Source organism: Kitasatospora sp. NPDC056783 (assembly GCF_042789895.1).
In the GTDB taxonomy this organism is placed as follows: domain Bacteria; phylum Actinomycetota; class Actinomycetes; order Streptomycetales; family Streptomycetaceae; genus Kitasatospora.
This window is the reverse complement of record NZ_JBHUAF010000056.1, coordinates 13225-32201: the sequence shown is the minus strand read 5'-3', so window position 1 is coordinate 32201 and position 18977 is coordinate 13225. Positions and strand designations below refer to the sequence as shown.

Annotated in this window: 15 protein-coding genes; 9 read left to right on the top strand and 6 right to left on the bottom strand. The window is 73.7% G+C overall.

The features are described from left to right. Positions 1-97 precede the first annotated feature (97 nt). Positions 98-1288 carry an alpha/beta hydrolase family protein gene (locus ACFRMQ_RS11790; protein WP_380729623.1) on the bottom strand — a complete coding sequence of 397 codons (1191 nt, stop codon included), beginning with the start codon at positions 1286-1288 and terminating at the stop codon, positions 98-100. A 168-nt stretch (positions 1289-1456) separates the two neighbouring features. On the opposite strand from ACFRMQ_RS11790, the gene ACFRMQ_RS11785 reads away from it, so the two are divergent. From ACFRMQ_RS11785 to ACFRMQ_RS11775, 3 genes are read left to right on the top strand one after another with little or no spacing between them, the layout of a single operon-like run. After that, a complete protein-coding gene (locus tag ACFRMQ_RS11785) occupies positions 1457-2596 on the top strand; it encodes a sensor histidine kinase (RefSeq protein ID WP_380729621.1) in 1140 nt (379 codons plus the stop codon). Next, positions 2593-3282: a response regulator gene (locus ACFRMQ_RS11780; RefSeq protein WP_380729627.1), complete on the top strand. Its 690-nt coding sequence runs from the start codon at positions 2593-2595 to the stop codon at positions 3280-3282. Before ACFRMQ_RS11785 ends, ACFRMQ_RS11780 begins: the two co-directional genes overlap by 4 nt. Positions 3283-3310: 28 nt before the next feature. Beyond that, the gene (locus ACFRMQ_RS11775; protein WP_380729619.1) at positions 3311-3811 is read left to right on the top strand and encodes an AAA family ATPase; all 501 of its coding nucleotides are present in this window, start codon (positions 3311-3313) and stop codon (positions 3809-3811) included. 101 nt (positions 3812-3912) lie between these two features. Here the strand turns inward: ACFRMQ_RS11775 and ACFRMQ_RS11770 are convergent, their stop codons facing one another. The 3 genes from ACFRMQ_RS11770 to ACFRMQ_RS11760 form a co-directional block, all read right to left on the bottom strand. Next, complete coding sequence (locus ACFRMQ_RS11770; RefSeq protein ID WP_380729617.1) at positions 3913-5598, bottom strand: hypothetical protein; 1686 nt, start codon at positions 5596-5598, stop codon at positions 3913-3915. Between the two features lie 173 nt (positions 5599-5771). Further along, positions 5772-7460: a hypothetical protein gene (locus ACFRMQ_RS11765; RefSeq protein ID WP_380729616.1), complete on the bottom strand. Its 1689-nt coding sequence runs from the start codon at positions 7458-7460 to the stop codon at positions 5772-5774. Beyond that, entirely contained in the window at positions 7457-8884 is a 1428-nt protein-coding gene (locus ACFRMQ_RS11760; RefSeq protein ID WP_380729614.1) for a glycosyltransferase family 4 protein, read from the bottom strand. Before ACFRMQ_RS11760 ends, ACFRMQ_RS11765 begins: the two co-directional genes overlap by 4 nt. A gap of 617 nt (positions 8885-9501) precedes the next feature. Here ACFRMQ_RS11760 and ACFRMQ_RS11755 point away from each other — a divergent pair. Both ACFRMQ_RS11755 and ACFRMQ_RS11750 read left to right on the top strand, forming a co-directional pair. Continuing rightward, entirely contained in the window at positions 9502-11211 is a 1710-nt protein-coding gene (locus tag ACFRMQ_RS11755; RefSeq protein WP_380729612.1) for a hypothetical protein, read from the top strand. A 155-nt stretch (positions 11212-11366) separates the two neighbouring features. After that, a complete protein-coding gene (locus tag ACFRMQ_RS11750) occupies positions 11367-13868 on the top strand; it encodes a helicase C-terminal domain-containing protein (protein WP_380729609.1) in 2502 nt (833 codons plus the stop codon). Between the two features lie 65 nt (positions 13869-13933). Here the strand turns inward: ACFRMQ_RS11750 and ACFRMQ_RS11745 are convergent, their stop codons facing one another. Further along, positions 13934-15145 (bottom strand): alpha/beta hydrolase family protein, encoded by a 1212-nt coding sequence (locus tag ACFRMQ_RS11745; protein WP_380729607.1) that lies wholly within the window; start codon positions 15143-15145, stop codon positions 13934-13936. Positions 15146-15544: 399 nt separating this feature from the next. On the opposite strand from ACFRMQ_RS11745, the gene ACFRMQ_RS11740 reads away from it, so the two are divergent. The 4 genes from ACFRMQ_RS11740 to ACFRMQ_RS11725 all read left to right on the top strand — a co-directional run bounded on the left by ACFRMQ_RS11740 (position 15545) and on the right by ACFRMQ_RS11725 (position 18004). Next, a complete protein-coding gene (locus ACFRMQ_RS11740) occupies positions 15545-15988 on the top strand; it encodes a nitroreductase family deazaflavin-dependent oxidoreductase (protein WP_380729605.1) in 444 nt (147 codons plus the stop codon). 93 nt (positions 15989-16081) lie between these two features. Continuing rightward, positions 16082-16579, top strand: coding sequence for a phosphoribosyltransferase (locus ACFRMQ_RS11735; protein WP_380729603.1), 498 nt, complete (start codon positions 16082-16084; stop codon positions 16577-16579). A gap of 89 nt (positions 16580-16668) precedes the next feature. After that, positions 16669-17247 carry a hypothetical protein gene (locus tag ACFRMQ_RS11730; protein WP_380729601.1) on the top strand — a complete coding sequence of 193 codons (579 nt, stop codon included), beginning with the start codon at positions 16669-16671 and terminating at the stop codon, positions 17245-17247. 28 nt (positions 17248-17275) lie between these two features. Continuing rightward, the gene (locus tag ACFRMQ_RS11725) at positions 17276-18004 is read left to right on the top strand and encodes a tyrosine-protein phosphatase (RefSeq protein ID WP_380729599.1); all 729 of its coding nucleotides are present in this window, start codon (positions 17276-17278) and stop codon (positions 18002-18004) included. On the opposite strand, the gene ACFRMQ_RS11720 is transcribed toward ACFRMQ_RS11725, so the two are convergent. Continuing rightward, positions 18001-18516 carry a DinB family protein gene (locus tag ACFRMQ_RS11720; protein ID WP_380729597.1) on the bottom strand — a complete coding sequence of 172 codons (516 nt, stop codon included), beginning with the start codon at positions 18514-18516 and terminating at the stop codon, positions 18001-18003. The genes ACFRMQ_RS11725 and ACFRMQ_RS11720 overlap by 4 nt on opposite strands. Between the last annotated feature and the right edge of the window lie 461 nt (positions 18517-18977).

Here is an 18977-nt window from a genome sequence, read left to right as displayed (position 1 = left end):
GCCCCGCCCACCCGGCGAGGCGCGGGACACCGTTGTCGTGGGTCCACCGGTCGGCGTCCGCCGGCAGCTCGGTCGGCCCCGGCGGGCGCCAAGGCGTTCACCAGGCGTAGTCGACCTCGGGGAAGTCGGGGGAGGGACCGTCGAGCAGCCGCCCCCGGTCACGGAGGTGGAGGTCGAAGAAGGCTCGCGGGTAGGCGCGTTGGAACGCCTGTGCCCGGTGCCCGGGAATCGTTCCGACCTCCTCCTCCAGAGCGGGCGGTGACATGCCCAGGAGAGGGGCGACCAGCGGCAGGATCAGCACGTCGTCGCCGAACGACTGGTGCGCGGCTCCCCGTACGGTCAGGTGCAGGCGCCAGCCGCGCAGATGCGACCAGAACGCGCGCAGGGCGGGGTTGTTCTCCATGCCGCCCTTGCCCAGGGTGTCCACGACCAGGAACGGACGGTCGAGCCCGGCGTCCACCACCGGGCCCGCCGCGCCCCCGTCCAGGCTCGCTCCCGCGATGATCCGCCCGTCGGTGAGCATCGTCGCGGCGGTGGTGGCGCCGCCCAGGGAGTGGCCGAGCATCCCGACGCGCCGCAGGTCGAGCGCCTTGCGCAGGCCCGCGGGCAGCGGAGTGCGGCAGACGCCGGGGTGGCCACCCGCGCGGAGGACGGCGAGCCGGTCCAGGACGAAGCGGATGTCGGCGGTACGGACCGCGAGGGCCTTGGCGTAGTCGCTGACCCCGCCGAGCGGATTCGTCTCGACGCGTCCACCGGGGAAGGCGACCGCGGCCGCGTCGTAGGTGTGGTCGACGGTGACCACCAGGAAGCCGTGACTGGCGAGGTCCTCCACGACACCGGTGCCGAACGACCGTGACGCGTCGGCGCCGGGAGAGTAGAGCACGACGGGCAGGGGGACTGGAGGGCCGCCGACGGGAGCGCCCTCGTGGCCGTGGGTGTCTCCCAGTCGTACCCGGCCGGGAGGCAGGCCCTGGAGGCTCAGGTACCGGTCGGCCGCCGCCGGGGGCATCCAGGGAACGGTGGGGAGGGCCGCGTGGTCGCGGGCGGGGTACCAGATGCTGATCATCAGCTCACGGCAGGGGCGGGAGGGCACCCAGGGATCCGGTCGCGTGGTGTCGGCCAGGTGCAGCGCGACCGTACCCAGCGGGTACGGTCCGTTCGGGGCGGGCAGCTGGAACCGCACGGGTTCCTCCTGCCCCGGCCGCGCGACGGCCACCGACGCGAGCGGGCCCGGGATCATGGCGGCGGCCAGTCCGGCGCACGAGGACAGCAGTGTTCTCCGATTCATGCGTTCCACTGTTCCGCCGGACGGGCCCGGCGGCTTCGCCCCCGGGGAGGAACCCGGTGTCAGCCCAGGAGGGTACGACGGGCATCGGCCGCGCGGATGACTCAGCCCGTGAGATGACGTCCTCCGGGCTGACGGGCCCAGGGCCCCCGCTTGGATAGCGTGGCCGGCATGGGCGACGGGGAGTCACGGCCGCTGGTGGCCGGACGTCTGGGGGACGGGCAGTGGCACGGCGTGGACACGGTCGCGGCCGTGCTCCTCGCCCTGGCGTTCGGCGCGAGCGAGACGCGGAGCGGTGGCTGGGGCGCGGGAGCCGTGGCGGCGGCGGTCTGGCTGCCGGTCGCGGTACGGCGCAGACGGCCCGTCCGGGTTCTGTACGCGGTCCTGGCCGGAGCGGTCCTCGCCATGGCGTTCACCGGATGGGAGGAGTCCTGGGTGCCCGTCGGGGTCGCCCTGTACACGGTGGGGGCGCGGGAACCGCGGCGCCGGTCCGCGACGGCGCTCGGCTGCTCGCTGGGCGCCGTCGCGGCGGCCATGGCCCTCGTACCGCGACCGGTCCCGGCCTCCGGGGTCGCGTGGGGCGTCGTCTTCGCGTCCTTGATGATGACCCTGCCCTGGCTGGTGGGCACCGCGCTGAGGGAGCAGCGGTCGTACGCGGAACTCGCCGCCCGGCAGGCCGTGACGGACGAGCGCCTGCGGATCGCCCGCGAGCTCCACGACGTGGTGGCCCATCATCTGACCGTCATCGCGGTACGGGCCGAGGTGGCCCGTGCGGTGGCCTCCACCGACCCGCAGGAGGCCGAGCGGACCCTCGCACTGGTCGGGACGGCGGGCCGGACGGCGCTCACCGAGATGCGCCGCATGCTCGGCGTCCTGCGATCACCCGGTGACGGAGTCGAATGGGGGACCGCCCCCGGTCTGGCGGACCTGCCCGCGCTCGTGGACGGCGCGGGCCCGCGCGTGGAGCTGTCCGTCGACCCGGATCCACCGCTGCCCCCGGGTGTGGAACTGGCGGTCTACCGGATCGTTCAGGAAGCCCTCACCAATGTCGTCAGGCACGCGGGATCGGCGGACTGCCGGGTGAACCTGTCCCGGGTCGGTCCCGGGGCGGTCGAGATCGAGGTCGTCAACGACGCGCCGTCCCGGCTCCCATCCAGGCTCCCGTCCCGGCGTCCTGGTGGCGGGCACGGACTCATCGGGATGCGGGAGCGGGCGGCCATGTGCGGCGGGACCCTCTCCGCCGGCCCCCTGGCGGCGGGCGGGTTCCGGGTGCACGCGTGGCTGCCCTGCGGATCGGAGACGGCACGGTGAACCGGCCGGTCCGGGTCCTCATCGCCGATGACCAGGCGCTGTTGCGGGTGGGCTTCCGCCTGCTCATCGAGAGCGCGCCGGACCTCACCGTCGCGGGCGAGGCCGTCAGCGGCGAGCAGGCCGTCGAACTCGCCCTGCGGCTGCGGCCCGACGTGGTGCTGATGGACATCCGGATGCCGGGCACGGACGGCCTGGAGGCCACCCGGCGCATCTGCGCGGACCCGGACGCCGTCGGCACCCGTGTGCTGGTCCTCACCACGTTCGACCTGGACGAGTACGTGTACGCGGCACTCCGCGGCGGGGCCAGCGGATTCCTCCTGAAGGACATCCTCCCCGCCGACCTGCTGACAGCCTTGCGGGTGGTCGCCTCCGGCGACGCCCTGCTCGCGCCCGCGGTCACCCGCCGTCTGATCCACGAGTTCGCCGGACGCCACGAGCCGCGCCCGCGACTGGCCCGGGAACTGGCGGGTGTGACCCCACGGGAGCGGGAAGTCCTCCGCCTGGTGGCCCGGGGACTGTCCAACCCCGTGATCGCCGAGCACCTGGGGCTGAGCACCGCGACCGTCAAGACACATGTCCGGCGGCTGCTGTCCAAGCTCCACGCCCACGACCGGGCCCAGCTGGTCGTCATCGCCTATGAGACGGGCCTGGTCACCGCAGGTGGGAACCGCCCGTCCACGGGCTGACGTCTCACGCCGACGAGGGGAGTCGGAGTTGACCGAGAGCATTCCGGTGGTGTTCCTGCTGGTGGGGATCACCGGTTCGGGGAAGACCACCTACGCCCGGCGGAAGCTGGAGCCGCAGGGGGCCGTGCGGCTGTCGGTGGACGAGGTCGTCCACGCGCGGCACGGCCGGTACGGCGTCGACTACCCGGAGCACGCCTACGCCGGGAAGGAGGCCCCGGTCGTCGCCGAACTGCGCGATCGGCTGGTCGAGTTGGTCGCCGCGGGCCGGGATGTGGTGTGGGACCACGGGTTGTGGCCGCGCGAGGACCGCGAGGCGATGAAGAGCCTGGTGGAGTCGGCCGGCGGCCGGTGGCGGCTGCTGTACTTCCCGGTCGGGCGCGACGAGTTGCTCCGCAGGCTGGCCGAGCGCAACCGGCGCGGGGACGCGAACGCGCTGATCGTGACGCCGGAGGCCCTGGACGACTTCTTCGCGCGCTTCGAGGTGCCTCAGGGCGAGGGCGAGGAGATCGTGGAGCCGAACCGGCCCTGACCCGGCGGTGCGCCGGGCGCGCCGACGACCGCCGGACCGGGGCGGCCGGGATGGGCGGACTGCGGGAAGGCGTTCCCGACCGGGTGTGAGCGTCTTGATCCTCAGATGACATTGAGGGTGGTGGACTGCGAGGTCTGGCTGCCGATGGAGAACTGGACGCTGGTGGGCCCCACGGGGGTGCCGGCGCCGGCGCTCACGCAGACGTACATCATCGATGTCGCGCCGTTGGCGGGGATGTCCAGGTCGACGTTGGTGAAGGTCAGCGACTGCCCGTCGGCGGAGACGATTCCCGTGTACACGGTGGTGGTTCCGCCGGAGTCCCGGACGGTCAGTTGGTGATCGGGGGCGCCAGGGGTGCCGAACCGCGTGCCGGCGTCGAGGGGAAGCGTCACGGTGACGATCTGCGCGGGAAGGCTCTGCGACCCGTCATTGCGCACTTCCACGCCCGGGTACGTGGGTGCCCCGCTCCGCGGGGCGTCCTGGAGGGCGCCGCTCGGCGACACCGTGAAGGCCGGATTGACGATGACCGGGTTGGAAGGCGAGGTCTGGCCCGCGACGGTGAAGGACACACTGCTGGTCCCGAGCGGGGCGCTGCTCCCGGCACTCACGGCGACCCACAGCGTGGACGTGTCGGGCAGTTCCAGGTCCACGTTCGAGAAGGTGAGCGACAGCCCGTCCGCGGAGAGGGTTCCCATGTACGCGGTTGGCGGCTGGGGGTGGTTCTGGACGGTCAGTTGGTGGTCGGGGACGGTCTGCGACCCGAAGTGCAGCCCCTGACCGGCAGGCAGCGTGACCGTCACGGACACCGGGGCGATCGCCACGCTCGCTTCGACCCGCACCCCCGGGTACCCGACCGCTTCGCCCTGGACCAGCTCGATGTCGGGCGGTCCGCCCGGCGTCACCGTGAACTCGACCCAGTGCACGACCACTTGGCCGTTGCCGCCGTTGGTGCGCTGGCCCCCGCCGACGCCGACACCGGACCGGTAGTCCGGGTCGCTGCCCCCGGCAGCGGTGCCACCGGTGTACCGGGAGGGAGCGGCCTGGCCGGCTTCGGTGCTGCCCGCGGTGACGGTCGGGGCCAGGTACCCGGATCCTCCGCCTCCGACGCCGGGGACCTGGTGGGCGTCGTTGGAGTTGGCCTGGCTCGATCCGCCGCCGCCGCCGAAGTAGCCGCCCCCTCCGCCGCCACCGCCCATGGTGAACGTCCCCGTGATCTGCGCCGATCTGCCTCCGCTCAGGGCTGTGCCGGGTGCGCCGGCCGCCGCGCCGCCCGTGCCGGCGTGGCCGCCTGCCGTCTGGGTGCCCGGAGCCCCGTTGCGGGAGTTCTTGTGGCCTCTGGTCGAACCTGACGCTCCGCCGCCTCCGCCAGGTCCGACGTCCGCGTTGCGGGTGCCGGTGGCCCCACCGCCGCCGCCGGCGACGACCAGGGCGTGGGGCTGCGCGAACGAGCTGGTGAACACGCCCGACAGGCCGCCCCCGGAACCGCCCGGGTAGGCCGCGTTGTTTCCGGCTCCGCCCTGGCCGTAGGTGCCCGCGGACGAATTCGCCCGACCACCCTGGCCGACGACGACCAGCAGCCTCTGGCCGGGCACCACGGCGACGGTCCCCCTGCTGAAGCCACCGCCACCGCCGCCGCACCCCGCGTTCACCTGGCTCGTCGTGCCCCAGGTGCCACCGCCTCCGGCGCCCCAGGCTTTGATGTCGATGGTGGTGACCCCGGACGGCACGGTGAAGTACTGGTCGGCGCCGGTGTAGGCGAAGTGCTGGGTGACGGTTGTCTGGGGCACGGTGTGCCGTCCCTTCTACAGATCAGCAGGTCGGTCGTGTTCGCTTGTGCTCCTGCTACACCGCGTGGGTCACAGGCGCGGTCGGGTCTGCGGACGCGTCGCGTGGTCGCGGAGTCCCGGCTTGCCGCGGCCCGCTGTCCTTCCGGGCGGAGGTCGTGCTGCCGCCGGGCGGCTCAGACGATGTCGAGGGTGGTGGACGGCGAGGTGCGGGTGCCGAAGGAGAACTCGACGTCGGTGGACCCCAGCGGCGCGGTGTCGTCGGCGCTCACGCAGACCCACATGACCGACTGTGAGGTGGCGGTGGGGATGGCGAGGTCGACGTTGGTGAAGGTGAGCGTCAGGCCGTCGGGGGAGATGCTTCCCGGGTAGGGGGTGTCGTTGCCGTCGGCGTCGCGGATGGTCAGCTGGTGGTCGGGGGCTGCCACCGTGCCGAACCGCAGGCCGGACCCGGTCGGCAGGGTGACGGTGACGGTCTGTGGGGGGACGGCGCTCGTGCTGTTGCCGGTCACCTCCACCCCGGGGTACCTGAGTGCCGTTCCTCCCCGTGCCAGGGTCAGTGGGGTGCCGGCCGGCGAGATGACGAAGTCCGGTCGGACGACGATCGTGGTCGACGGGCAGGCCTTGCCTCCCACGGTGAAGGCGAGGCTCGTCGTACCGGGCGCGGCGCCGTGGTCGGCGCTCACCGCGACCCACATCACCGTGCTCCCGGGCATGTGCAGGTCGACGCCGGAGAAGTGGAGGGACGATCCGTCCGGGGAGAGGGAGCCGGTGTACGGGGTCTGCTGCCCGGCGGCGTTCTGCACGGTCAGCTGGTGGTCGGCGAGGATCTGCGTTCCGAACAGCAGACCGGCGCCGGCCGGCAGCGTCACCGTCACCTCCACCGGTGCGAACGCCACCCCGGAATCCACCCGTACCCCCGGGTACCCGACCGCTCCGCCCTGCGTCAGGTCCACGTCCGGCGGTCCGCCGGGCGTCACCGTGAACTGGGACCACTGCAGCACCACCTGGCCGCGGTGGCCCGCCTCGCCCACGGGCGACTGGTAGAGGGGGTCGCTCTGGCCGCCCGCCCGGGAGCCGTTGCCGGGAAGGCTCTGGCCGCCGGTGACGCCGGGGCCTCCCACGAAGCCGCTGCCGCCCGCCCCGCCGCTGCTCCAGTCGCCCCTGGCGCCGGCGACGGTGGTGCCTCCGCCGCCGCCCGCGTACCCGGCGCCTCCGCCGGTGCTGCTACCGGCGCCCCCTCCGCCTCCTCCGCCCATGCCCGCGATCGGCACCTGGCCCCCGTGGACCACGTAGCTGGTGCGGGCGCCGTTCTTCTCGTACGTGGTCGCGTCGACGCCGTTGCTGCCGTTGTTGCCGCCGCGTCCCCCCAGGCTGCGGTAGCCGCTGGACTCGGCCGCGCCGGCGCCGCCGGTGGCGCCCGATGCCCCGCGTGCCGGCGTCCCGGTCCACCCGAGCCGGGAGGCGTCCCGCCCGTCGAGACCGGCGGCGCCGCCACCGGCGCCGGCCCGCGCGCCGGGGACGTCGGCCGCGGAGCACGCTCCGCCTCCTCCGGCGATCAGGAGCGTCTGCCCGAGGCGCCGGCTGTACAGGCCGCTCATGCCGCCGCCACCGTGCTGGCCGCCGCCCAGGTCGACCACGACCGCCAGGACCTCGCCCGGCACGACGTCGATGTCGCCGCCGGCGAAGCCGCCACCTCCTCCGGTGCCGGGTCCCGCGCCGCCGCCGCCCCAGCAGCGGGCGTTGATCGTGGTGACGCCTGGCGGGACGGTGAAGTTCTGGACGCTGCCGGTGTGGTCGAAGCGTTGGACGTGGGTGTAGGGGGCGAGGGGTGCGGACATCATGGCGGGGATCGCCTGGGTCATGGCGTAGCGTCCTTTCCTTGCAGATCGGCGAGGTCGGTCGTGGTGTGCCGGCGCCCCGCGGCGGCGTGACGGCCGCCGACACGGTCGAGCTCCGGCCGCCCGGTGGGGCTCTCGTGGTGAGCCGGGTCTTCGAGGGCCCGGTCCACGTCCGCGGCGGTTGACGGCGGTCGCGGCTCGCGGCGGTTCCACCCCGGGTCGGCCGAAGGCGTCGGCCCGGTACGGTTGTTGAACATCCGTCTCATCCAGCTCAGGGCGGACGAGCGGGGCCGAGCCGCAGTGGGAACGCCGTCCCGGGCCGGGCCGTCGTCCTCGGGGGCGCGGCCCGTACCGCCGCCGTCGGGTGAGCCGGTGACGCGCCCGCCGGTGGCGTCGCGGGTGTGGACCTCGGCCAGTGACTCGATGGCCTCACACCACAGGTCCAGGTCGGGGGCGGCGCTCAGCTCGGCGGAGCGGGCCAGGGCCCGGCGGGAGGCACGGGCCCAGGTGTCCGGGTCGCGCAGGGACCGCAGCGCGTCGATCCAGGCGTTGGGGTCGTCGCGGTAGGCGAAGATCCCGGCCGAGCCCATGGCTTCGACGAGCCCGGGGGTGGGGTGGGCGATCACGGGGATGCCGGAGGCGAACGCCTCGACCGCCACCCGTCCCCACGACTCGTACAGGCTCGGCATCAGCACCACCCGTGCCTGGGCGTAGACGTGCTCACGCATGCGGTGCCCCGGCACCGAGTCGACCACTTCGCAGTTGGGCAACCGCGGCGGTGGCATCACCTGCTCGCCGTAGGCGCCGCGCACCCCGCGGAACCTCCACTCCGGTGTCCAGGCGGCGATCCGCCAGAACAGGTCGCCACCCTTGTCGGCGTTGAGGTTCACCAGCGTCACGCACTCGCCGGGCTCGGTGCGGTACTCCTCCGAGATCACCGGAGGGCGCACCACGATGCTGCGCCTGGGCAGGAACTCCGGCGGGAACCGGGCGTAGAAGATCTCGCCGTCGCGCCTGATCCACTCGCTGTTGTAGACCACGAGGTCCGCCCCCGCCGCGTTGTGGAAACTCGTGGCGAAGTTGTCGTGGCAGATCACCGTGAACGGGATGGAACGCTCCCGCGCCACCCCGGCCAGCAGGGGCACGTTCTCGTAGTGGGAGACCAGGACGTCCGCCCGGCCGGCCCGGGCGACGAAGTCGATGCCCTCCTGGAAGGGCACCACGTGCACCCCGTCGATCTCGTACGTCCGGTGGCTCTTTCCGGGGTGCGACAGCCAGACCTCCACCCGGTGCCCGCGTTCGGCCAGCGGACGCAGCATCGAGTGGAGCATCCACTCCGAGCCGGCGTTGTGGTCCGGTGGATAGCCGTACACCCGGGCCACGATCGACCTGCGTCGCGCCGCCGGTACCGTGGCCCGCCCGTACGGGCGGGGTGCCACTGTGTCCACCCGCCAGCCCCTTCGCATGAGGATTGATATGCCAAATATCGGACAAATCGTATCTTTTCGCCGCCCCGCACTCGGGTGTCACCGCGCGGGCTCGGGCGGGGCCCGTCCGGGTGCGAGCCCGCGAGCCCGTGGCGGCGGCCCTGGAGGGGCGCGGCTGTATGGGCGAGATTCCGATGGACGGTCATGCGTCACATGATCGGTTGGTATGCATGCTGCCCGATGGCTACTCGGTGCGAGGCTTGGAGGTCGCCGCGTGTACGGCAATCGGGTCACGTTCTCCCCGGGGTCCGACCCCACGGATGCCGCCCGGGCCGATGCGGTCGGAGCCGGTGCCGACCCCCTGGCGCAGATCACCGGGTGGACACCGGAACGGAGTTTCCTCGGCCTCCGCGGCGTCTACGGGCGGCAGGTGACGCCGCCACCGGAGCCGTCCGACCGCGAAGTCGCCGACGGGCACCCGGGCAGCGGGTGCGAGAACACGTCCACGGCCGCGCGCGTGGCTCTGGCGAGCGATGTCGTGGCCCGGTGGACCGAACCGTACCCGTGTCCGTCGCGGTCCTGCGGACCACCGGTGAACCACGACTGACAGTCGATCCACAACGAAAGGACGGTACGTCATGACCCAGGAAACCGATCCCTCCATCCTGGAACCCGCCATCGCGGTCGAGCCCCCGGCGGCCCTCGCGGAGATCGCGGGCGCACCCCTCGCTCCCTACACCCACGTCCGACGCTTCAACCATTCCGGCAGCGTCGAGAACTTCACCGTCCCGCCGGGCGTCACCACGGTCGACGCCCGCTGCTGGGGCGGCGGAGGGGACGGAGCCGGCACCGGGGGCGGGGGCGGTTTCGTCTCCGGGAACATCGCCGTCGAACCGGGGGAGACCCTGCGGGTCGTCGTCGACCTGGGCGGAGGCCCGACCGGCGGGGGCGGCATGAGCGGCCTGTACAGCCATCGGCTGGGGCGCACGCTCCTGATCGCCGGAGGCGGCGGAGCGAGTCTCCACGGGTCGAACAACCCCGACGCCGCCAACCTCCGAGGCGGTGCGGGCGGCGGCGCCGGCGGCGGCGACGGTCAGGGCTACTCACGGGGCGGGTCACCGGGGACGCCGGCGCACGGGGCGTCGGGTTCGACGGGCGGTGGCGGCGCGCCCCGGTACGAGCAGTACGGGGGACGCGGCGGCAACACCGGCGAGAACGGCGGCGCCACCGGGAAGGGAGGCCCCGGAGGCCAGATTCCGATCCCCGGAATGGGCGGAGGCGGGGGCGCCGGCTACGGCGGCAACACGGGTGGGGGCGCCGGTTACGCGGGCGGCGGAGGCGGCATCGCCCTCGGCAACGCGCAGAGCGCGTACTTCAGCGGCGGCGGCGGTGGCAGCAGCTTCGTGTACGGCCCCGGTGTGACCGGAGGAAGCACCGTGGCCGGCAGCGGGACCCAGGCCGGTGGCAAGGACGACCCCCTGTACCAGTCCGGCGTCGGTGACGCGGGCCGGCGCGGTCAGGTGGTGCTGCAATGGTCGGAGTTCACACTGACGCCCGGCGGACCGCCGGACGTGGAGCTGACGCAGGGCGGACCCGTCGGCTACCCGGGAGTACAGGTCAAAGCCGACACCGCCTTCGCCCCCGTCTCGGTGACCGTGACCCTTCCCCCCGGCCGCGGTCTGCTGTTCGGCACCCAGACGATGGCCGACCACCAGCTGACCGTCATGGACGCCGGCGGGACGACGACCCCGTACCTGGGGACCCTGTCGGAGGACGGGACCTCGCTCGTCTTCTCGAACGTGGACCTGGCGCTGCCCGGGACGAGCGTGATGTGGGTCGCCGTGAGCGCCGGCCACGACGCCCCGACCGGAGCCACCAGCCTGACCTCCAACGTCGGGGGAAAGACCTCCCCCTCCACGACGGTCGTCGTCAAGCCGGGATTCACCGTGTCGCCGGGCGGAGACCCGGTGACCGTGGAACGGGGCGGAGCGCCCAAGTACCCGGGCGTGACGGTGCGCAACAACGGGACGAGGGACATCCCCCGGCAGACGGTCACCGCGGTCCTCCCGGCCGGCAGCGGCCTGCGGTTCGGCACGCCGGCCACCCCCGATCACCAGCTGACCGTCATGGACGCCGCCGGGACCACCACCCCCTACGCGGGGATCGTCTCCGCCGACGGCCGGACCCTGACCTTCTCCGGCGTCGACCTGGCCGTCCCCGACGACGGGTCGCAGTCGGTCATGTGGGTCTGCGTGAGCGCCTCCGACGACGCCCCCACGGGCACCACCAGCGTGGAGTTCTCCGTCGGCGGCCGGACCTCGCCGTCCACGACCATCGACGTCATCTGAGGAACGCGGCGGCGCCCCGTCCGCTGCCGGGCCCCGCGATCCCGGCGTGGAGCCCGGCGCCGTACGAACGTCGTGTCCTCCGCCGTGACCGGAGGCCGGACCGTACCATGCGGTCCGGCCCTCGTCGCGTCCACCGCCGTCGGTGCGTCATCCTGGTGACCCCGGCCGGTTCCGGCCCGGGCAAGGACGTCCTCTACGTGGTGAGGTGCCCCATCAGCGGGAAGAACGGATCGGCGCTGGCCGCATGGCTGCGCGGCCTGGACGTGGCCGGGTTGGAGCGGGTGCTGGCGGCGCGCCCGGACGCCGTGTCGGCTCCGGAGCCGAGAGCGGTCGGTGAGCTGGCGGACCGTCTTCAGCGTCCGGCGTCCGTGGCGTCGGTCCTGCCCCGGCTCACGCTGGCGTGCCTACAGGTGGCGGAGGCCGTCGCCGCGCGGACGGCCGTGTCACGGGACGACCTGGCGGGCTTCCTGGACGCGACACGCGGTGACCGCGCCGACGGACTGGACGCCGCCCTGGAGGAGTTGGCCGATCGCGCCCTGGTGTGGCCGGCCGACGACGGGCGGTTGCACATGGTGGCGCCGCTGCGGGACGTGTGGCGCTCGCCGCTGGGGCTGGACGCGCCGCTCGTGCGGCTCCTCGCGGGCACCAACTCCGACGAACTGGGCCGCATGGTGGCGAAGCTCGGTGTCAAACCCGCCGCCAACAGGAAGCAGGAGCGGCTGGCGGCGCTGGTCGACCACCACGGTGATCCGGCCCGGATCGCCGCGTTGATGGCCAAGGCGCCCGCAGCCGCCCGGAGACTCCTCGAGCAGCGGGCACGTGAGGCTCCGGAGCGACCGGGCTTCATCGTGTTCGGTGCTCCGCGGCTCGCCTCCGAGCCCGGCGAGCAGTGGGCGTTGGAGCGGGGGCTGCTGATCCGGGACCACCGCTGGAACGGGCCGGCCCGGATGCCCGCGGAGGTGGCGCTCGCACTGCGCGGCTCCGGCTGGCACGCCCCGTTCACCCCCGTCCCGCCCGACGTGCGGTCCATGCCCGTCACCGCCTCGGAGATCGAACGGGAAGCCGCGGCCGCCTCGATGGCGTTCGCCGCCCACGCCGTGTCCGTCCTCGGGGTGTGCGCCGCCGCTCCACCGGCCCGGCTCAAGGCCGGCGGGGTCGGTGCCCGTGAGGTCTCCCGGATCGGCAAGGCGGCCCAGTGCGACGAGTTCCCGGTACGCCTCGTGCTGGAGGCGGCGAGCGCGGCCGGCCTGCTGGCGCGGGACGGCGACCGGGTCGCGGCGACCGCGTCCTACGACACCTGGGCCGAGCAGGAACCGGCCGACCAGCTCGCGGTGCTGCTCCGGGCCTGGTGGGCGCTGCCGCTGACCCCCGGCGGGAGCCGCGACGAGGACGGCAAGGCCCTGCCGGCGCTCGCCGGGGCACCGCCCTGCGGAGGCTGCCTACAGGCCCGGCACGGATTGCTCGCGGCCGCGTCGCGGCTCCCGGCCGGCGAAGGCGCGGCGAACTCCGCGGACCTGGGGGAGCTGCTCGGGTGGCTCCGCCCGCTCGCCGACGAACTCCCGCAGGACGTCACGCCGTTCGGGACCTTGATCCGGGAGGCGGAACTGCTCGGCGCACTCGCCCTCGGGGCGGTGTCCCCGATCGGGGCCGCCCTGCGCGCCGACGACGCCGAAGCCCTGACGGACGCCTGCCGACGACTGCTGCCCGCCGCCAGCGGGACCGCCCGCTTCGGCAGCGACCTCACCGCCGTGGTCTCCGGCACGCCGTCGGCGCACCTCCTCGCGCTGCTGGACTCCGTCGCGGACCGGGAGAGCACCGGTGCGGCGTCCGTCTGGCGGTTCGGCCCGGCGGGCGTCCGCCGTGCCCTCGACGCGGGCCTGACCCCCGAGGCCTTGACGGCCGATCTGGCCGCCGTCGCCGTCGAACCGCTCCCGCAGCCGCTCTCGTACCTGATCCACGACACCGCGCGGGGCCACGGCCGGGTGCGCGTCGTCGCCGCGGCGTGCGTGATCCACGGTGAGGAGCCCGCCCTCCTGGCCGAGTTGGCCGCACACCGCAAGCTCGCCCCGCTCGGGCTGCGGCTGCTGGCACCGACGGTGCTGATCAGCCGGACCCCGCCGGACAAGACGCTCGCGGCACTGCGGGCCGCCGGCTACGCCCCCGTCGCCGAGAAGCCCGACGGGTCCGTCCGCGTCGAGCGGGCCCAGCGCCCCCGCGCGGCGAGTCCGGTCCCGCCCCCGCGTCCGTCCGGTGGCAGGCTCCGCCCGCGACGGACGGACGACCGGACCGCGGGCGACCGGACCGCGGACGTTCGCACCGCCGTCGACCTGCGCGCCCTCGCCACCCGTCTGCGGGGCGCCCCGCAGGAGTGTCCGGAGCCCGACCCGGACGACGGCCGCCCCTACGACAGCGACACCGAGGAGCTCATCGCCGGGTACGCGCGCAACCTCTCCTTCACGGATGTCCGCCAGCTGGCCCACGCCGTCGACAACGGGCAGGCCGTCACGGTCGAGTACGTGGCCACGTCGGGCAACACGACCGTCCGCACGCTCGACCGACTCGAACTGGATGCCCCCTACCTCCACGCCTGGTGCCACCTGCGGAACGACGAACGGATGTTCACCCTCTCCCGCATCCACGGAGTGATGCCCCCGTAGCCCGGGACACCACTCCACGGCGGGTGGGCAGGACGCCCCCAGGGAGCGCCCCGCCGGGTCTTCCGTCAGGGCTGCTCGAAGACGACCTCCGGGTACGCCGGTGACGGGCGGTCGAGCAGCCGCTGGGGGACGCCCTTCAGGTGCAGGTCGAAGAAGGCGCCGACGTAGGTCCGGGTGATCTTCTCGGCGCGCAGCGGGGCGAGTGTCGCCTCGGGGGCGGGAAGGCCCGCGCGGGCCTCGATGAGCGGGCCGTCGGTGAAGCTGCCGTGGTCGGATCCGGTGACGGACAGCCAGCGCTTCCAGCCGTCCATGCGGGTCCAGGCCTCGTTCCAACTGGTGTCCCAGCCCGAGGGGTTGTGGACGGACCGGGTGCCGAGCAGCAGGAAGGGCCGGCCGTCCAGCCCGGCTCCGGGGGTCGGGTCGAAGAACTCGCCGTCCATGTTGATCCCGGCGCGGATCCGGCGGTCGGCGGCCATGGCGGTGGCCGCGGCGTTGCCGCCGATGGAGTGCCCGGCCATGCCGATCCGGTCCCGGTCGATCATGCGGGCGTACGGCCAGGCGGGGCGGGGGCCGGTCAGCCGGTCGAGGACGAATGCGACGTCCTCGGTCCGGCTCGGGGGGACGGCCGCGACGGTGGCGTCGTCCGGGTCCTGGCAGATGGCGCAGGCCAGGGTGCGCCCGTCCGGGAAGGCGGTGCCGGAGGTCTCGTAGGTGTGGTCGACGGCGGCGACGACGTAGCCGCGGCTCGCCAGGTCCTCGGCGAGGCCGGTGAGGGTGGCACGCGGGAGCGTGAAGCCGGGGGAGAGGACGACGAGCGGGAACCTGCCCGGCGCCGGGCTCGCGTCGGTGCGCGCCCACGGGTGGAGGCCGGTGATCGCCTCGGCGGGCAGGTCGGCACCGGGTGCCTGGAAGTCCAGCAGCAGCCGGGCCTCCTGCGTGGTCAGGTACGGGGCCGCCGGGCCGCCCGTCCCGGGGCGGGCCGGGTAGTACATCGACACCATCAGCTGCCGCGCCCCGGCGGACGGCACCCACGGGTCCGGGCGGTCCCCGTCGACGAGGTGCAGGGTGCCGCGGCCGACGGCGTGTGGCCCCGTCGGCCGGGGCAGGTCGGGACGTGCGGCGGACGCCTCCGCGACGGGGGCGGCGGAGGAGGGGGCGGCGGTGGTGCCGGCGATCACGGGCGCGGGTGCCGCGAGCGCCGAACTCGCCCCGGCGATCGGTAACGGCAGGACGACGGCGAGGGCGGTGGCCACGGCGGCGCGACGGAGTCTGGTCATGTCCGAACGGTAGGCGGCGCACGGCCGTTGGGGCCTCGCCACGAAGGCTGAGGTGGTGTCACCCCTCGGAGGTAGCGACGCATCGCCTCCGGGGAGGACGGGAGCGCGCCGGTCCCGGCCGGACGGCGGGGACGTGGGCGGCGGGTGTACGGCGGATCGCGTACCTGGTGGCGATAGCTCGGGGCTCTCGCCGGTGAAGTGGTCCTCGCCGCGCGAGTCGAGGGGCGAATGCGGGCCGGCGGCGCCGGGGCTGGATATGCTGCCTCGCCCGGGAGGTGTCCGCGACCGGAGTGGGAACAAGGGCCCCGACGATCCTCGTCGCGGTCAGTCGTGGGCGCCCGGCGTTTCACCCGGCCCACTGCCGGGCGCCGCACTTCAAGACGTGACGAGGAGAACGCGATGCCGCTTGAGGGCGAGTACGAGCCGAGTACGGCACAGTGGGTGCGCGATCAGGTCGAACTGTACGAGAGCTCGGGCGGGACAGAAGGGACAACGCTCCTGGACACGGGACTGCCCGTGATCATCCTCACGGTGCGCGGAGCGAAGAGCGGCAGGATCCGCAAGACCCCGGTGATGCGCGTGGAGCACGAGGGGCGGTACGCGGCCGTGGCCTCGAAGGGCGGCTCCCCCCGGCACCCGGAGTGGTACTTCAACATCACGTCCGACCCGCACGTGGAGCTCCAGGACGGGCCCGAGCGCCAGGACATGACGGCCCGTGAGGTCACCGGGGACGAGCGGGCCGAGTGGTGGGAGCGCGCGGTCGCCGCGTATCCGCCGTACGCCGAGTACCAGGAGAAGACGGACCGGGTGATTCCCGTCTTCGTGCTGGAGCCCGCGCGCTGACCGGACGTGCCGCCGGCGTGGGAAACGCCACACTTGCGGTCCTGAGCGTGCCGGTGCTCGCCACCCGGCCGACGGCGAAGGACACTGATCGCCGTGACTGATGTACGAGAGACCCTGGATTACCAGACCTTCGGGCGGGCGGTGCGCGAACTCGCGCAGACGATCGCCGACGACGGCTTCGAGCCCGACCTCGTCCTGAGCATCGCCCGCGGCGGGGTGTTCGTGGCGGGCGGTCTGGCGTACGCGCTGGACTGCAAGAACATCCACCTGGTGAACGTCGAGTTCTACACGGGCGTGGGCACCACTCTCGACATGCCCGTCATGCTGGCGCCGGTGCCCGCCGCGATCGACTTCACCGACAAGAAGGTGCTGATCGCCGACGACGTCGCCGACACGGGCAAGACCCTGAAGCTGGTGCACGACTTCTGCCTCGACCACGTCGCCGAGGTCCGGTCCGCCGTCATCTACGAGAAGGCGCACTCGCTGGTGAAGTGCGAGTACGTGTGGAAGCGGACCGACGACTGGATCGAGTTCCCGTGGTCGACGGAAGGGCCGGTCGTCAAGCGCGACGGCCAGGTGCTCGACGCCTGACCGGAGACGACTTCGACGGCTGAGCCGGGCCCGGCGGCAGCGCGGGCCCGGACGCCGCCCGCCGCGCGGCGGTTGGTAGCGTGATCGCCGTGACGGAAGCCGAAGCCCTGGAACAACTGGAGCACCTGGTACTGACCCCCGGCGAGCGGGCCGGCGGGGTCGGGGTCGACCGTGTGATGTTCACGATGGACTGGCCCGGTGAGGATGAGCCGGGCCTGCTGGCGGCGTTCGTGGCCGGGCGGGTACGGGCCTTCGGGGTGGAGCCGACGGGTGTCGACACCGACGCCGTCCGCCGCGAGGCCGAGGCCGACCCGGCGCTGCGCCGCGGCGACCTCCCGGTCCGCCAGCTCGATCATCTGGCCGGCGTGCTGGCCGAACTCGGCTGCGCCCTCCTGGTGTGGGACAACGGCGCCGACGCCTACGAGGTCCTGGTCGCGCCGGCCGGTGAGCACGAGTCGGCCGGGTTGACGTACCAGGGCTTCCCGGTGCGGGCCTGGGGCTCGGAGTCCGGTGCGGCCCTGGTCAGCCTGGACTGCCCGGGTTGTTCGCAGATGCTGGTCTGGGAGCTGCCGTCGACCGAAACCCTGGTCGGCGAGCACTGCTTCTGCGGCACCCCGCTGTTCGACGCCGAGGGGCGGCCCCTGCCCGGCGTCACCCTCCACGACTGAGCCGTCCCCTGGGGGCTACCGTGGCGGCATGATCGTGGACGAGACGGGAAGCGGCGCAGTACGGGGCGGCGTCGCCGGTGTGCGGAACTTCCGGGACGCCGGGGGAGTCGGCTCCCTGCGCGAGGGCCTGCTCTACCGCTCCGGCGCGCTGCGCGAGTTGGCCGCCGACGGCGCGCGGTCCCTGGAGGGCCTGGGCGTGCGCACGGTCGTGGACCTGCGCAGCCTCCCCGAGGTCGCGGCCGGGCCGGACGCGCTGCTCGGCACCGGCCTCGCGTACGTGCACGCCCCGGTGTTCGCCGAGCAGCGCTGGCCGGACGACCAGCTGGAGCTCTACCCGGCGATGGCCGAGCACGCCGGGAGGTCCGCGGTCGCGGTCCTCCGCGGGCTCATCGCGCCCGGTGGTCCGGCCGTCCTGGTGCACTGCGCCTCGGGGAAGGACCGGACCGGCGTGGTGATCGCCGTGATCCAGACGCTGCTGGGCGCGACCGAAGCCGAGGTCACCGGGGACTTCCTGCGGACGAACGCCGAGTTGGGCCTGACCGCCGCGACCTCCGCCGCCACCGCGGGGCACGGCAGCCGACCGGTCGCCGCCGGCCATCTGCGGCGGGCGCTGGTCTGGATCCGCAGCCACCACGGCTCGATCCCGGCCTATCTCGCCGCGCACGGTGCCCGGCCTTCGGAGCTGGAGGCACTGGAGGCACTGACCCGGGTCGCCGGTCCGGCGGTGCCGCCGCGCCGGCTCCCGGCCAGGCCCTAGTAGTAGCCCTTGGTGCCGTCGACGAGCTCACGGACGATGTCCGCGTGCCCCGCGTGCCGCCCGGTCTCCTCGATGAGGTGGATCAGTATCCAACGGAGGTTGGCGCTGCCGTCGCGGAAGTCGGGGTGGCGGCCGATGTCGTCCAGGGAGGCCGCGGCGACGATCTCGTTACTGCGGGCGCACTGGGCCTCGTACTCGGCGAGGAGCTCGGCGAGCGGCCGGCCGCCGGTGTGCCAGTCGGCGTCCTCGCTCGACTCGTCGAACGCCGGGTTCTGCTTCTTGTCGCCGCCGAGGAAGACCACCTCCAGCCAGATGTGCTCGGTCCAGCGCATGTGGGAGACGAGACCGGCCATCGTCATGGCCGGGGAGGTCGGGATGACGGCGCGGTGCGCGTCCTTGTCGTCCAGCCCCTCGCACTTCCAGCGCAGGATCTGCCGTTGCAGGTCCAACCAGCCGATGAGCGCGGTCCGTTCGTCCGCTTGGCGTGGCGGGCGTTCCAGGTTCGATGCCATACCGGCGCACGTTACCGGGTCGGTCGGGGGGAGGCATCCGGATTTTCGGGGCAGCCTTCGGCATCCTCCTTCCGCACCTGTGGTCGGTGGCTGGTGGCGCTCGACGGGCCTGGTGGGCGCCGACGCTTCGGAAGCCGGTGAAGAGCCCTTCCTGACAGCTGAGGCGGGCGAACTCGCCGGGATCGGGCCGGTTCCACTGCCGGTGGTGAAAAGAACGGGAGACGGAATCCGCGGGGATTCACGGCGGGGCCGCCGAATTCGGAACCGGTTCACGTGAGACGCCCGGCCGGGAAGAGCCCGGCCGAGCGTCTCACCGATTTCTCGCGGCCGGCTTCCCCGGACATGCGCCGGGAAGCCACAGGACAACGAGCGGGCCATGACCCGTTCGCGTGGCCCTGAGGCCTGCCCCGCAGCGCTGGTCCTCCAGCAGCCGCCTCGGCCGGGCGTACGAGGCGGCGATC